This is a genomic window from Flavobacterium maritimum (assembly GCF_040049085.1).
Taxonomy (GTDB): Bacteria; Bacteroidota; Bacteroidia; order Flavobacteriales; family Flavobacteriaceae; genus Flavobacterium; species Flavobacterium maritimum.
Map to the genome: position 1 here is coordinate 61,749 of NZ_JBDLZY010000002.1, position 14,283 is coordinate 76,031.

General features: G+C 36.9%; 14 protein-coding genes. 7 read left to right on the forward strand and 7 right to left on the reverse strand.

Features of this window, described 5'->3' with window-relative positions:
- Nucleotides 1-108: 108 nt before the first annotated feature.
- A complete protein-coding gene (locus ABEB23_RS04385) occupies nucleotides 109-333 on the reverse strand; it encodes a hypothetical protein (protein ID WP_348811186.1) in 225 nt (74 codons plus the stop codon).
- A gap of 111 nt (nucleotides 334-444) precedes the next feature.
- On the opposite strand from ABEB23_RS04385, the gene ABEB23_RS04390 reads away from it, so the two are divergent.
- Together ABEB23_RS04390 and ABEB23_RS04395 are read left to right on the forward strand one after the other, a co-directional pair.
- On the forward strand, nucleotides 445-1,119 hold the full coding sequence (locus tag ABEB23_RS04390) for a response regulator (protein ID WP_348811187.1): 675 nt from the start codon (nucleotides 445-447) through the stop codon (nucleotides 1,117-1,119).
- A 146-nt stretch (nucleotides 1,120-1,265) separates the two neighbouring features.
- Nucleotides 1,266-1,442, forward strand: a complete 177-nt coding sequence (locus tag ABEB23_RS04395; RefSeq protein WP_348811188.1) for a BF3379 family histone-like protein — start codon at nucleotides 1,266-1,268, stop codon at nucleotides 1,440-1,442.
- Between the two features lie 77 nt (nucleotides 1,443-1,519).
- On the opposite strand, the gene ABEB23_RS04400 is transcribed toward ABEB23_RS04395, so the two are convergent.
- Both ABEB23_RS04400 and ABEB23_RS04405 read right to left on the reverse strand, forming a co-directional pair.
- Complete coding sequence (locus ABEB23_RS04400; protein ID WP_348811189.1) at nucleotides 1,520-1,984, reverse strand: NUDIX hydrolase; 465 nt, start codon at nucleotides 1,982-1,984, stop codon at nucleotides 1,520-1,522.
- A gap of 19 nt (nucleotides 1,985-2,003) precedes the next feature.
- Nucleotides 2,004-2,768: an XRE family transcriptional regulator gene (locus ABEB23_RS04405; RefSeq protein WP_348811191.1), complete on the reverse strand. Its 765-nt coding sequence runs from the start codon at nucleotides 2,766-2,768 to the stop codon at nucleotides 2,004-2,006.
- An 88-nt stretch (nucleotides 2,769-2,856) separates the two neighbouring features.
- Here ABEB23_RS04405 and dinB point away from each other — a divergent pair, with 88 nt between their 5' ends.
- The 5 genes from dinB to ABEB23_RS04430 all read left to right on the forward strand — a co-directional run bounded on the left by dinB (nucleotide 2,857) and on the right by ABEB23_RS04430 (nucleotide 9,952).
- Complete coding sequence (dinB, locus tag ABEB23_RS04410; RefSeq protein ID WP_348811192.1) at nucleotides 2,857-4,038, forward strand: DNA polymerase IV; 1,182 nt, start codon at nucleotides 2,857-2,859, stop codon at nucleotides 4,036-4,038.
- A gap of 4 nt (nucleotides 4,039-4,042) precedes the next feature.
- Nucleotides 4,043-7,102 carry a DNA polymerase III subunit alpha gene (locus tag ABEB23_RS04415; protein WP_348811193.1) on the forward strand — a complete coding sequence of 1,020 codons (3,060 nt, stop codon included), beginning with the start codon at nucleotides 4,043-4,045 and terminating at the stop codon, nucleotides 7,100-7,102.
- Between the two features lie 73 nt (nucleotides 7,103-7,175).
- Complete coding sequence (locus ABEB23_RS04420; RefSeq protein ID WP_348811194.1) at nucleotides 7,176-7,604, forward strand: DUF1810 domain-containing protein; 429 nt, start codon at nucleotides 7,176-7,178, stop codon at nucleotides 7,602-7,604.
- A gap of 116 nt (nucleotides 7,605-7,720) precedes the next feature.
- Nucleotides 7,721-8,053, forward strand: coding sequence for a YegP family protein (locus ABEB23_RS04425; protein ID WP_348811195.1), 333 nt, complete (start codon nucleotides 7,721-7,723; stop codon nucleotides 8,051-8,053).
- Between the two features lie 429 nt (nucleotides 8,054-8,482).
- Complete coding sequence (locus ABEB23_RS04430) at nucleotides 8,483-9,952, forward strand: glycoside hydrolase family 130 protein (RefSeq protein WP_348811196.1); 1,470 nt, start codon at nucleotides 8,483-8,485, stop codon at nucleotides 9,950-9,952.
- A gap of 224 nt (nucleotides 9,953-10,176) precedes the next feature.
- Here the strand turns inward: ABEB23_RS04430 and ABEB23_RS04435 are convergent, their stop codons facing one another.
- The 4 genes from ABEB23_RS04435 to ABEB23_RS04450 are packed head-to-tail and all read right to left on the reverse strand — an operon-like array spanning nucleotide 10,177 to nucleotide 14,252.
- Nucleotides 10,177-10,764 carry a LutC/YkgG family protein gene (locus tag ABEB23_RS04435; RefSeq protein ID WP_348811197.1) on the reverse strand — a complete coding sequence of 196 codons (588 nt, stop codon included), beginning with the start codon at nucleotides 10,762-10,764 and terminating at the stop codon, nucleotides 10,177-10,179.
- Nucleotides 10,757-12,151: a lactate utilization protein B gene (locus ABEB23_RS04440; RefSeq protein WP_348811198.1), complete on the reverse strand. Its 1,395-nt coding sequence runs from the start codon at nucleotides 12,149-12,151 to the stop codon at nucleotides 10,757-10,759. The genes ABEB23_RS04435 and ABEB23_RS04440 overlap by 8 nt, the downstream gene beginning before the upstream one ends.
- A complete protein-coding gene (locus ABEB23_RS04445; protein ID WP_348811199.1) occupies nucleotides 12,148-12,885 on the reverse strand; it encodes a (Fe-S)-binding protein in 738 nt (245 codons plus the stop codon). The genes ABEB23_RS04440 and ABEB23_RS04445 overlap by 4 nt, the downstream gene beginning before the upstream one ends.
- A gap of 2 nt (nucleotides 12,886-12,887) precedes the next feature.
- Nucleotides 12,888-14,252 (reverse strand): FGGY-family carbohydrate kinase, encoded by a 1,365-nt coding sequence (locus tag ABEB23_RS04450; protein WP_348811200.1) that lies wholly within the window; start codon nucleotides 14,250-14,252, stop codon nucleotides 12,888-12,890.
- Nucleotides 14,253-14,283 lie beyond the last annotated feature (31 nt).

The following is a 14,283-nucleotide window of genomic DNA, read 5'->3' on the forward strand; positions in this document are numbered from 1 at the left end:
TGTAATTATTATTTTAAAATTTCAAATATAGTATTTTGAAACAAGAGTACCATATGATCTACAAATAAATCATATGGTACTCTTGTTTCAATTAAGTATCTCTTAATACTATCTTGGTGGTTTTAAAACGCTTGGATCGCCATCCGTAACTGCATCCGTACTCAGTCTTACTGTAGTGGAATCATTTGCTTTTGCCGTAAAATCGCTTTTCAAAACAGACTGGGGCGTCGTTTTAAAATCCCTAGTTTGAACCTCATAACTCTCCTCATCATTAGAACAAGAATAAGTTAGTAAAGAAATCGAAACTAGTCCGGCCATGTATAATTTTTTCATATAAATGTAGGTTAAGTTAAACATCAACTAATACAAATAAACATCATTGCTTTCTAAAAATTTTACGGTTATACCGTAATATTTAATTAATTTTGTAAGAAATTCGATAAAATGAATACGCCCCTTACTATTTTAATTGTTGATGATCACCCGATGACAGTTGATAGCTATAGCAACCTTTTGTCTGTCAGTAACTTCCAAGAAAACACCCCCAATTTTATAAAAAGTTATAATTGCGAAGATGCGTACAACAAAATATTTTTTTATCTAAATCAAAATACAACTATTGATTTGGCCTTATTAGATATTAGCCTTCCTCCTTATATCGAGTTTAATATTGAAAATGGTATTGACCTGGCTTCGCTAATCAGGAAAAAGTTCCCAAATTGCAAAATCGTCCTGCTTACCATGCATGGTGAACCCCTGACTGTAGATAAAATAATCAAAGACATAAACCCGGAAGGTTTCGTTTCTAAAAATGATATTAATTTTGAATTATTCCCTATTGTTTGTAAAAAAATTGTGGATGGAGAAATGTACAAAAGCCCTACTATCATGGAATCACAAAGAGAATTGTTTCAAAGAAATATTAATTGGGATACACATGACAGCCAGATTTTAATCCTTATTTCACAAGGTATTAAAACAGTGAATCTTCCCAACTATATTCCTCTTTCCATGAGTGCCATAGAAAAAAGAAAAGCAAATATAAAAGGACAGCTATTAATGGGGAAAGGCAGCGATAGCGACCTAATAAATATAGCTAAAAAATTAGGATTAATATAAATGTAAAACAAACACCCGATACTTTGAATATTCAATATCAGCACACTACAATTACATCTAAAAAATATCAATAATTTTAACAACAAATTATCCCTATGTTATAAGCAAACTTCTATTTTTGCGCCCTAATTTAATAAAGCATTATCATGAAAGATTTATTCGAAAAAATCAGCGCCGAAATCGAAACATTCAAAACAGAAGCTGAATTACACATTGAAAAAGGAAACAAAGCTGCCGGAACAAGAGCACGTAAATCAACTTTGGACTTGGAGAAACTTTTAAAAGAGTTTAGAAAAGTTTCTGTAGAAGAATCAAAAAAATAAATCTATCTTCAATTACCAGCCCTTTGGAATTTCCGAAGGGCTTTTTTCATCATCTTCTCCTCTACTCAGCTTTCTACTCAAAATTCCACCTTTTCTTCCAGCTGTAAAAGAAAATCCCTCATTGCCTCATTGATTTTCTCCCATGCTTCTTTAATTGTAAACCATTGTGCTCTGTCAATTTCAGGGAAACTTTTTAATGTTCCGGACTTTGGAGGCCATTCAATATCAAAAGTATTGCTCACTATGGCATCTGCATCAAGATCTTTTTCTAAAGCCCAGGCATAAACTACTTTGCCGGATTTTAATTTTACAGGGGTAAGCTCGATAAAATACCCATCCAATCTGGTCCCCGTTTCCTCTTCAAATTCACGTATTGCCGCATCAAATGCATTTTCTTCATCACTAAACTCGCCTTTGGGAATTGACCAATGTCCCGCGTCCTTGTTTTTCCAGAATGGACCTCCAGGATGCACAAGTAAGACAAGCAATTGTTTTTCAACTCTTTTGTATAAAAGAATACCAGCACTTTTTTTAAACTTCATTTTTCGAATCTTATGTTTTTTAATGCTTCGTTTTCAAATCGTGAATTTCTCTTTTTAGTTCCAAAAACATGTCTTTCACACTGGCAGCTTCAGAGTTTTCCTGTTTCCTGTCACTTCGTCCAATATTACATTCATATTCCCAAATCTCAAGAATATCCGAGGCCTTGACTTCATAAATAGGATAAAAACTGTTGTCAGATTCCAAAACCAATATGTTTTTTTTGTTTTTATTCAATCTTTTATACACGATACCCTCACTTTTGGTGATCAGTATATACGTCTTACCATCCATGACTTCTCCCAGTTTTTCAACATAACGGCCAACGATGATACTGCCATCTTCATGCGGTGGCATAGAATCGCCTTCTACCGGAAACCCCCTGTGCTTTCCAGGACCCAAAAATGGTAATGATATGTGTTGCAGGCTTTCGATAAACTCAGGATCTGCATATCCGGTAAGATAACCTGCCTTGGCTTTATGCGGAACGATTTCGATAAAATTCTCTCCGTCCTGATCAACAGTAATCGGTAGCACTAATCTGTTATCTTCCAGTTTCAGTAACTCATCCATGGGTATTTTCCGCACATCCACAGAAAGCAACAGGTCAATACTGATATGATAATAATGAGATATTTTTTTAAGTATTTCATAAGGAGCTTCTGAAGTTCCGTCTTCATATTTGACGTATCTGCCTCGCGTTATTGCCAGCGACTCAGCAAGCTTTTCCTGTGAAATTTTCTTTTTTACCCTAAGGTTTCTGATGTTGTCGGAAAATAAAGACATAGCTATTTTGTTACAATTTGTAACACCAAATATAATCATTTTTGTTACAATCTGTACTAATTTTGTTGTGTATAAAAAGGAGATGATTATGGAAAGAGCAATTGTACATATGGATTTAGACACTTTTTTTGTGTCCTGCGAAAGACTTGGCAATTCAAAGCTTGAGGGAATACCATTAATCATTGGTGGTGGAGACCGCGGTGTAGTGGCTTCTTGTTCTTATGAAGCCCGTACTTTTGGAGTGCGTTCAGCAATGCCTATTAAAATGGCACTCCGACTCTGCCCACAGGCAAAAGTAATGAAAGGAGATATGGAACTCTACTCTAAATTATCGCATACAGTTACCGAAGTCATACAAGAAAAAGCACCCGTAATGGAAAAGGCCAGCATCGATGAATTCTACCTCGACATTACCGGCATGGATAAATTTTACGGGGGCTACAAATGGACTAACGAACTGGCACAATCAGTTACCAAAGAAACCGGATTACCCATAAGCTTTGCACTATCAATAAACAAAACGGTTTCTAAAATTGGTACCGGAGAAGCCAAACCAAAAGGGAATCTGGAAATACCAGAAAATAAAGTACAGTTATTCTTAAATCCGTTATCCATTAAAAAAATACCCATGGTGGGGGAAGTAACTTTTCAGCTATTATCCCGAATTGGCATCCGCACGATTCAGACACTTTCAGAAATGCCTGCAGAAGTCTTACAGAGAATGATAGGAAAAAATGGTATTGAATTATGGAAGAAAGCAAACGGCATCGATAACAACCCTGTAGAACCCTATACTGAGCGGAAATCAATTTCAACGGAACATACTTTTGGGCAGGACACTATCGACATTCAAAAACTGAAATCAGTGCTTATCGGCATGGTAGAAAAGCTAGCCTTTCAATTACGCTCGGAAGAATGGCTCACTTCAACAGTGGTAATCAAAATACGCTATGCCAATTTTGATACCGAAACAAAACAGTGCAAAGTGCCCTATACATCAGCCGATCATACCCTGACAAAAACCGTTACCGACTTATTTGATAAAGTATACCAGCGTCGCATGCGGCTTCGTTTAATCGGTATACGCTTCAGTGGACTCGTGAGAGGCACCTATCAAATCAATTTATTTGAAGATACAGAAGAGATGCTCTCATTATACCAAGCCATGGACAGAATGAAAAGCAGATATGGCTTTGATGCCGTAATGCGTTGTGCTGGCGCAACTTTTAAGCCGAATAACAAATCGGAAATTTTGAAACGTAAATTATAACATCATGTACCTCAATTGTCATTCCTTTCATTCCTTGCGTTACGGTACCATTCCGCTCACTGAACTGGTACAGCAGGCTGCTATTTGCGGGCTAAAGACAATGGCACTAACCGACATTAATACAGTCACAGGTATCTACGATTTTATAAAAGACTGCAAAGAAGTAAACATCAAACCTGTCATTGGAATAGAATTTCGCTGCAACCATAAATTGCGCTATATCGGTTTGGCCAAAAATGCCAAAGGTCTCGCCGAAATGAATCGTTTCCTAACGAAACACAATTTCGAAAATACCCCTTTGCCATTATCAGCTCCTGATTTTAAAGAAGTAACCATTATTTACCCTTTCGAAAATCTACCGACAGTATTGAAAGAAGATGAGTACATAGGTATTAATTTCGAACAGCTTCCAAAATTGTTTCTACCGGAATGGAAAGCTCTATTAAATAAAATGGTAATTCTGCAACCCGTGACCTTCCGGACAAAAAGAGAATACAATCTGCATAAGATCCTGAGAGCTATTGATACCAACGTTATTTTGTCCAAACTCACTGAAGCCGATTATTGCAAAACTTCCGAACGGATGATTCCTTTGGAGGAATTGCTTGCAAGATTTAAAGAGTATCCGCAAATCATCGAAAACACAGAAAAGATCATGGAAAGCTGCAATTTCGAGTTTGATTTCAAAACACCAAAAAACAAAAAGTACTATTCCGGAAGTAGGGAAAGCGACATGCAACTTTTGACCAGACTCGCTCAGGAAGGATTGTCAAAAAAGTATGGCAACAATAATCCACAGGCAAAAACCAGAGTCGAAAAGGAATTAAAGGTAATCGATCAACTGGAATTCAGCGGTTATTTCCTAATTACTTGGGATATTATCCAATACAGTAATAGTCAAGGATTTCTGCATATCGGTCGTGGTAGTGGTGCTAATAGTATTGTGAGCTATTGTCTGGGCATCACAGACATCTGCCCTATTGAACTGGATTTGTATTTTGAGCGCTTCCTAAACCTGAACCGCAAGAGTCCCCCCGATTTTGATATTGACTGGTCGTGGAAAGAACGCGATACAATTCTAAGGTACATTTTTGATAAATATGGAGCGGACCATGTTGCTTTTTGCGGAACCAATGTCGAATTTAAATACCGCTCCATATTCAGGGAAGTGGGGAAAGTATTTGGTTTACCAAAAGAAGAATTAGATGCATTGGCGAAAAACCCCATAAAGTTACACGATAACAACACAGTCGTAAAACTGGTTCAGGAATATGGTATGTTGCTCGAGAAATATCCCAATCAAAGAAGTATGCATTCTTGTGGTATATTAATTTCGGAAGAACCAATTACCAATTATACTCCTTTGGAGATGCCTCCAAAAGGGTTTCCAATCGTTTTATTCGACATGCACATTGCTGAGGACATAGGCCTTGAAAAATTTGACATTCTGAGCCAGCGTGGTATTGGGCATATTGATGACAGTGTAAAACTGATTGAAAAAAACCGGGGAATCAAGGTCGATATTCGTGATACAGTCTTATCAAAAAATGAAGCCAAGGCTAATGAATTTCTAAGCCATGGAAAAACAATTGGGTGTTTCTATATCGAAAGCCCGGCCATGCGTGGTTTACTGCGTCGTCTAAAATGTGACAACTACAAAACCCTCGTAGCTGCCTCCTCAATCATTCGCCCTGGTGTAGCACAATCCGGCATGATGAAAGAATACATTTTCCGACATAACCATCCGGACCGATTTGAATATTTTCATGACGTTTTTAAAGAACAGCTCGGCGAAACCTATGGCATTATGGTCTATCAGGAAGATGTCATTAAAATCGCTTTGCATTATGCAGGACTGCCGGCAGCTGATGGAGATATTCTTCGTCGGGCTATGAGTGGTAAAGGCCGATCAAAAGCAGCACTACAAAAAGTGAAAGACAATTATTTTGCCTGCTGTGCACAAAAAGGACATCCCTTGAAATTGAGTGAAGAAATATACAGACAAATTGAATCCTTTGCCGGCTATTCGTTCTGTAAAGCACACTCCGCTTCTTATGCTGTCGAAAGTTACCAGAGTCTCTACCTCAAGGTCTACTACCCTATTGAATTTATGGTAGCTGTTATTAATAATCAGGGCGGTTTTTATCGTACCGAAGTGTATGTACACGAAGCCAAAATGTCAGGCGCAACCATACAGAATCCATGCGTTAACAAGAGCGAATACGAAACTACGGTATATGGTACAAATGTCTATTTGGGTTTGATGCATCTGGAAGGTTTAGAAACCAGAATAGCGCATGGCATAATCACAGAACGTGAGAAACAGGGCGAATTTAAATCTTTGGAAGATTTTATCAACCGCATTCCAATAGGCATTGAAGGGATACAAATTTTAATTTTTATCGGAGCATTCCGCTTTACAGGTAAAACAAAAAATCAATTGCTGGTGATTGCCAGACTAATTCTCGTAAACTTCAAACCCGAAAACAGGAATCTGATGTTATTACAGGAACCGGTTAAGGAATACAAACTACCTGCATTGGAACGCTCTCCTTTTGAAGATGCATTTGATGAAATTGAACTGCTAAGTTTTCCGGTCTCCTGTACTCCTTTCGATTTGTTACAGACCAGATACAGGGGTACCGTAATGGCAAAAGACTTAATAAAAAACCATAAAAAAACAGTAAAAATGCTCGCTTATCTTATTTCAAGAAAACACGTACCTACCAAAAGAGGAACCATGTACTTTGGCACTTGGATAGACATCGAAGGAGAATATTTCGATACGGCACACTTTACGGATTGTCTTGAAAAATACCCTTTTCAAGGTGGCGGTTGCTATTTACTCTTAGGAAATGTCGAGGTTGATTATCATTTTCCTACCATTACGGTCATCAAAATGGCAAAAATGCCCTTTATTCCTGATCCCAGATATTCCAACACAAACGACAGGCAATATAAAGTACACGAACAAATTCGCGAAGATGTAAGCATGACACATCGGGCACCCTATCCTCAGGAGCATGAAATCAACTTACCTAGACATAGAATGATTACAGGGTAAAAAAAAATCACACTTAACAAGTTAATTATTAATTTAGTAATACAGTTTGCCGATGGCAACTAAAAATGAAAAAATGACTGATACCAACGAATTAATCCGATTTTTAGAGGCACAAAACCAAGTGTACCTAAAAGCACTTTCAGAAATAAAAGAAGGCAAAAAAAACACCCATTGGATGTGGTATGTTTTTCCTCAAATTAATGGACTGGGTTCCAGTGAGACTGCAAAATATTACGGAATAAAAGATATGAATGAGGCTACTGTCTATTTGCAGCATCCAATCCTGGGAAAACATCTGGTCGAAATCACTGAGACAGTATTAAATCTCAACGAAAAAACAGCAATACAGATATTTGGGACACCTGACGATATGAAATTACGATCCTGCATGACATTATTTGCAAACGTCAAAAATACCAATCCGATATTTCATAAAGTACTCATAAAGTATTTCAATGGAATACCTGATGAACTCACACTACAATTAATAAACGGAATGTAAGAATAGTCGAATGAAAACATTTAGCATACTAAGTGAGTAAAATATTATTTATTATTCTAAACTATTCAAAATAAATAGCTTAAATTAGTCATTCAACTTTAAACAATCAATTTAAAATGGGAAAATTTGTAATTACTAAAAGAACAAATGGCGAGTTCCAGTTCAACTTAAATGCCAACAATGGACAAACAATTCTTAGCAGTGAAGGGTATGCCACAAAGCCCAGCTGTGAAAACGGAATTGAATCAGTAAGAAGAAATGCTCAGGATGATTCTAAATTTGATCGGAAGACTGCTTCAAACGGAAAGTCTTTTTTTAACTTAAAAGCAACTAATGGTCAGATTATCGGCTCGAGCCAAATGTATGAAACCGAAGCTTCCCGTGACAATGGAATTGAGTCCGTAAAAAATAATGCACCTGACGCAACTGTTGACGACCAGACAAACTAAATCAATAAAATACTTTTTTCGTTTCAACAGAAAATATACTCAAAAGCCTGGTTCTCACAACTGGGCTTTTATTCTATAATGCACATTTATAAATGTTACCTATTAGCTAACGTATTTGCCAAAAATCGTTTCAAATATATCTTCGAAAGCCAATTCAGATAGCCTCCGATTTCATCGGGACAGTTTTATAAAAAATCAGAATTTTACACTGTAAATCAGTTATTTATCTACTTATTTTAATTATTTTTTTTGTAATTTTGAGAGGAGCCCTTACTTGTAAGTTTGCACTTCCAAAATCCCCAATTTTTTAAAGGGATTTGTTCTTGAAATTCACTTTTAATCAAACAATCGATGATGAAATGTCTAGAACAGTTTTTCATCGACGCATTAAAAAACGCACTTATTGGATTCTAATTTAAAAACAAATCTATGCGAGTTTCTGTCATCCGAAAAAAAATAATATTTACTCCTGATTCCAGCAGGGTTGTCGCCAGATATTTTATGAATGGGGAACAACGGACCAAAAAAATGGTTAGCAATATAATGATGCTGGATGAAAAACAAGTCATCCACACTTTAGAACAGACTCTTCGCGAATTTGCCAGACGGCACCGAAATATTTCACGCATCTTTTTTAGACATTGCGAAAACATTAAGGGAATAATAGAAGGAATGCAAATCAACTACGATGGACTTTCAGATGAACGAAAAATGTTGATCGGCTCTTATTGTACGATGGAGTACGCCATAGAATCTGCTGCTTTTTTCAATCCTTCTATTGTGGAAGATTTTGATCAATCAAACCTTGAAAATGGAGAGAAACGGGTTATCATTTCTTTCCGGGCCACAGGGGAAGGTCATATCTCGTCCATCGTTTTTAGAAGAGGAATCCTCGATAAGAACAACAATCTTCAGATAATGAAAATTGGTGACAACATCGATAAGGCAGAGATTGCACACAAATCCTTATATAACAAGAAGCGATTTATCATGAAATTGACCGAAATGCATACACCGGATGAATACATCGCTTGCATTATGGATGAACTGCCTGATGAATTTGAACATGCTGCATTAAAAAACGGAGTAAATAAAGCATTAAGCGATCAAACTATCAGTCAGGAGAAAAAAAGTGCACTCGCAGAAATAATCTGGTTGGCCGATTCTTTTTATGATATCCAATTCAAACATGATTCCGACATTACTGAACGTGTCATTTTTCCGATATCCGATTCTGAAAGCCGTGGCATAGAAGATGCCCGTTTTGTACGTTTTATTGATGATGATAAGTCCGAAAAAATAATCGCCACTTACACAGCCTATAATGGTCATGCCATTCTTCCAAAAATGATTTCTACCGAAGATTTTTATACCTTTCGAATCATGCCTTTACATGGCGTGGGTGCACAGAATAAAAATCTGGCATTATTCCCTAGGAAAATCAACGGCAAATTTGCCATGCTTTCAAGAATTGACGGCGTTAACAATTACCTTATGTATTCGGACAGGCCTTCACAATGGAATAATCCGATTCTGATTCAGGAGCCACGGTATCCATGGGAATTTACACAGATTGGGAACTGTGGATCACCGCTTTGGACAGAAGAAGGTTGGCTCGTTATTACCCATGGTGTAGGAACCATGAGACGGTATTGCATAGGTGCTTCGCTCTTTGATCTGGATGATCCTTCAAAGGAAATCGGACGACTTGCCGAACCCCTACTATCACCTCTGGAAGACGAACGGGAAGGTTATGTGCCTAATGTGGTCTATTCCTGTGGATCGATTATTCACAACAACAGTCTCATATTACCGTATGCCGTATCAGATTACTCCTCTACTTATGGTGTGGTAGATATGGTAGAATTAATGGATGCTTTGAAGAAAAGTAAATTATAGTTTAGTTTACAGCTGTTTGAAACACCTATTAAAGTAAAATATAAAGTAAAACTAGCTAATAGTATTATATTATGTTACTTACAATTTTATATATAACTTTTAAAACCTATAATAGAGTGTTTTTTGGGGATAAAAAAGAACAAAAAAAATCCCGATACAATTCACTTTTTGAAGTGAAAAATGTCAGGAAATATTTTAGATAATTACACTTAAGAACTTACAAATTAATCCATAAGGAATACGGTTAATCCCCTGGCTCCATGAGCTCCTAATACTAGGGATTGTTCTATATCGGCTGTTTTGGATGGTCCTGCTATAAAAGTACCAAAACCATATTCCTGATTTCCGATGCGCTCGTACGCTTGATGCATAGTCGCAACAATATCTTTCTTACTCACTACAATAGCTAAATATTGCGGAATAAACACTGAAACACGTTGTCCTAACAAATCATCAGTTACCCAAAGTGCCGAATTTTCGGCAACACCAAAATGAGCTTTAACCAGAGCCAATTCTACATTTTCTAGCGTATGCGGATCATCATTTATCCAATCCATTGTTGCAATTTCAGCAAGTTGCGGAATGGTAGTTATGATGCGTTTTTCAACAGCATAATTTTTATTGACAAAAGTAATAATCGCATCATAATCCTGGACTTCGACAAAATCCCCGCCAATACCTTGTAAGACTTTTTTGTAGGTATTGAGAACGTCAAAAGTTTCCTTGCCTAAGCTTTCCAAATGAGGTAATTCAGTTATACTTGAAGGCTGATTTAGTTTTATTTTTTCTAAAATACTGGCTCTCCTACTCATGATGTTTGTCTTTCGATTCTTTTCCGTTTTTCTTATACCATTCTCTAAAGGATTCCTCTGGCGGAGCAGGCATTTCTCTTTGTTTATACCAAGGGTTGAGACTGTTATTAACGATTGCAGGCATGTTTTTCATAACAAATCGTCCCGCTTTTCCCGCGATTTCAAAAACTGTAGGATTGGCTAAAACCGTTGCCATTCCATTCATTGCGATAGTTTTTCCTAATGGAGTATGCCCTTCTTTTACCAATACCTGACGCCATTTGTACAATTGGTCATGAATATCAATTTTCACCGGACAGACATTGGTACAAGAACCACAAAGTGTGCTGGCAAAAGGCAAATCAGCATTTTTACTCATATCAAGATTGGGCGCCAATATCGAGCCAATAGGCCCAGCCACCGCATTATGATAACTGTGTCCTCCACTCCTTCTGTAGACCGGACAGGTATTCATACAAGCACCGCAACGGATACATTTCAATGAATTTCTGAAATCTTCCCTGCCTAATTGCGTACTTCTGCCATTATCTACAATAACAATATGGGTTTCTTTTCCTTCTCTGGGTGTTTTGAAATGACTAGAGAAAGTGGTTATAGGCTGTCCCGTTGCGCTTCTAGCCAACAATCGTAGAAAAACACCTAAGTGCTTTCGTTTTGGAATTATTTTTTCAAAACCCATACAGGCGATATGAACATCAGCCAGGTGTACCCCCATATCAGCATTGCCTTCATTGGTACAAACGACAATTTCACCTGTTTCGGCAATGGCAAAATTCACTCCTGTCAAAGCCACTTTTCGGGTAAGGAAAGTATCTCTTAAATGAAGACGTGCGGCTTCTGTTAAATATTGTGGGTCGTTATTTCCTTTTTCGGTTCCAAGATGTTCATGGAAAGTTTCACTGACATCTTCTTTTTTAAGATGAATAGCCGGTAAAACAATATGACTTGGCGGTTCTTTTCGAAGCTGAACGATGCGTTCTCCCAAATCAGAATCAATGACGTCAATACCTTTTTCGGATAAATATTCATTCAAATGGCATTCTTCAGTAAGCATTGATTTAGATTTAACCATCTGCTTTACGCCATGTTTGGCTATAATAGAATGCACTATCGTATTGTGTTCATCGGCATCGGCAGCCCAATGAACAATCATGCCGTTTTTTTTGGCATTCAACTCAAATTCAACCAAATAATCATGGATATTCGAAAGTACATTATTCTTGATTTGTGAAGCTGTTTCTCTTAGTAATTCCCATTCCGGAATTTGAAAAGCCGCCTTATCCCGTTTTTCACGAACAAACCAAAGCGTTTCATCATGCCAATCTACTCGTTTGGCATCTTTATTAAAAATTGCTGCGGCTTCGCTATGTTCTAAACTACTTTTCATATGGAAGAATTTAATATTTCCGCAATGTGAATAATTTTTATAGGGCTTTTTTGTCTGTTTAAAATACCTTCTAAATGCATTAAACAGGACATATCGTAACCCGTAATATATTCTACCTGATGTTTTTCGTGGTCTTTAATACGGTCTTGTCCCATCTTTACAGAAATGGCTTCCTCGGTTACACAAAAAGTACCGCCAAAACCACAACATTCGTCTTTTCGACTTAAGGAAACCAAATTTATTCCGTTGATTTTGCTCAATAATTGTTCTGGCTTAGAAAAAAATGGCGCATTCAATTCACTCATTTGCGAAAGCTTCAAGCCTCTTTGTCCATGGCAACTTTGGTGTAAACCTACTTTATGCGGAAAATTTCCCGGAATTATTTCGACTTTTAAAACATCTGTAATGAACTCCGTTAATTCAAAAACCCGTTTTCTCATTTGGACGGCCAATGCTTCATTTTTATCATCGTGCAAATGCTCTTTTACATGCAACACACAACTTCCAGAAGGACAAACGATATAATCAAAGTCTGCAAAATTAGCAATGAAATTAGTATCACATCCTTTAGTCAAATGCTCGTATCCGCTGTTGGCCATTGGCTGTCCGCAGCAAGTTTGGCCCATTGGAAAACGCACATCACAGCCCAATTTTTGCAATAATTCATAGGTAGCGATACCCACATTTGGGTAAAATTGGTCAACATAACAGGGGATAAAAAGTCCAACTTTCATTACTAGTGTTTATAAAATTTTAAATCAATCAAATCATTTTGAATAGGCTTTGGATTCCAATTCTTGTGAATAGCTAATGCGGCACCCAATGCACTGGCTTGTGCCATCGAAGCAGCATAAACCTCCATCTCGGGAAAAGCTTCAGCCAGTAAATTCATGAAGATTGGGTTTTTACTAAAACCACCATCTACAAACACTTTCTTAACGGGACTGTTGTGTATCACCAATTGGGTAGAAAGAATTTGTTGTGTAATGATATCTAACATTAATCGATGATAGGCTATGTCATAATTTTTAAAATCATTAAGATTTCTCTTTTCAAAAGGAAATTCTTTGAGAATCCTGTATGTATCGCTGATTGGAGCCGGTTTATTGAAATCAATGGCTCTCAAGTAAGCAATAATCTCTTTGTCATAAACAACTTCTTTATAAGCATCCAACAGTACTCCAAAATGGCTCGCTAATTTTTTGGTTTGAATTTCATGTTCATTCCCGCTAAACAAACGAGCTGCTTTTACCGGTTTCTCTATGTATTGCAAATAACACAAACAGTCATTTTGCAGTTCCTCAAAAGTCAGTGGAGAATCATTAAAAGGATTCAAAGAAATGCTCCAGGTTCCCGTAGACAACAACACAAATGGTTCTGTAAAATTTATTGTATATGGAATCATGGCTGAGGAACTATCATGCAATCCCACACCAACTGAGATGCCACTTTCGGGTAACTGTATTGTATCTTCAGCATAGTGAAGCGGAGGAATCTTCGCTATGATATTTTCTTTAGTTACCCATTTGTGGTATTTCATTTTTTTAAAATTCCAAAGATTGGTATGACAACCAATGCTTGTAATATCAGTAAAGTATTGACCTGTCAAGAGTGAACTCAGATATTGTGGCAAATGCAGACAATATTTAACTTTCTCAAATACTTCCGGATTTTCATTCTTTAAACGGTAAATCTGCATTCCTGAATTCAAACTGCCTAAAACCGGAGACGCTGTTTTTACAGCAAAAATTTCTTCTCCTTTATATTTTTTATAAAACTCTCTTCTTAAAACTTCAGGATAACTTTTAAGGTAATTGTACAAAGGGGTTAAAACCTTCCCGTCTTTATCAACATAAACAAAACTGGCACCATAGGTACTGAAATTAACAGCCTTCAAAACATAGTCTGTTAATTTTTTTACCTCGGCTAACCGGTCTAGCACCCAATTTTCGAGTGCTTCAATATCTTCGCATGGAAAACCATCCTCATCGACCGTTTCAGGAAGATTCACTGATTTTTCCCAAACAATTTGATAATTTTCATTGAAAAGAAAGACTTTTTTGTTTGTTTTTCCAATATCAAAAATTGCTACTACATTCATTAGTCAATTATGAGTTATGAATTATAAATTA

Bases quoted from the DNA above. Each gene is read 5' to 3' on its own strand.
- dinB (WP_348811192.1), top strand. From the start codon at position 2,857: ATGGAAAGAGCAATTGTACATATGGATTTAGACACTTTTTTTGTGTCC.
- ABEB23_RS04445 (WP_348811199.1), bottom strand. From the start codon at position 12,885: ATGAAAGTTGGACTTTTTATCCCCTGTTATGTTGACCAATTTTACCCA.
- ABEB23_RS04450 (WP_348811200.1), bottom strand. From the start codon at position 14,252: ATGAATGTAGTAGCAATTTTTGATATTGGAAAAACAAACAAAAAAGTC.
- ABEB23_RS04390 (WP_348811187.1), top strand. From the start codon at position 445: ATGAATACGCCCCTTACTATTTTAATTGTTGATGATCACCCGATGACA.
- ABEB23_RS04435 (WP_348811197.1), bottom strand. From the start codon at position 10,764: ATGAGTAGGAGAGCCAGTATTTTAGAAAAAATAAAACTAAATCAGCCT.
- ABEB23_RS04415 (WP_348811193.1), top strand. From the start codon at position 4,043: ATGTACCTCAATTGTCATTCCTTTCATTCCTTGCGTTACGGTACCATT.
- ABEB23_RS04395 (WP_348811188.1), top strand. From the start codon at position 1,266: ATGAAAGATTTATTCGAAAAAATCAGCGCCGAAATCGAAACATTCAAA.
- ABEB23_RS04420 (WP_348811194.1), top strand. From the start codon at position 7,176: ATGACTGATACCAACGAATTAATCCGATTTTTAGAGGCACAAAACCAA.
- ABEB23_RS04400 (WP_348811189.1), bottom strand. From the start codon at position 1,984: ATGAAGTTTAAAAAAAGTGCTGGTATTCTTTTATACAAAAGAGTTGAA.
- ABEB23_RS04430 (WP_348811196.1), top strand. From the start codon at position 8,483: ATGCGAGTTTCTGTCATCCGAAAAAAAATAATATTTACTCCTGATTCC.
- ABEB23_RS04440 (WP_348811198.1), bottom strand. From the start codon at position 12,151: ATGAAAAGTAGTTTAGAACATAGCGAAGCCGCAGCAATTTTTAATAAA.
- ABEB23_RS04405 (WP_348811191.1), bottom strand. From the start codon at position 2,768: ATGTCTTTATTTTCCGACAACATCAGAAACCTTAGGGTAAAAAAGAAA.
- ABEB23_RS04425 (WP_348811195.1), top strand. From the start codon at position 7,721: ATGGGAAAATTTGTAATTACTAAAAGAACAAATGGCGAGTTCCAGTTC.
- ABEB23_RS04385 (WP_348811186.1), bottom strand. From the start codon at position 333: ATGAAAAAATTATACATGGCCGGACTAGTTTCGATTTCTTTACTAACT.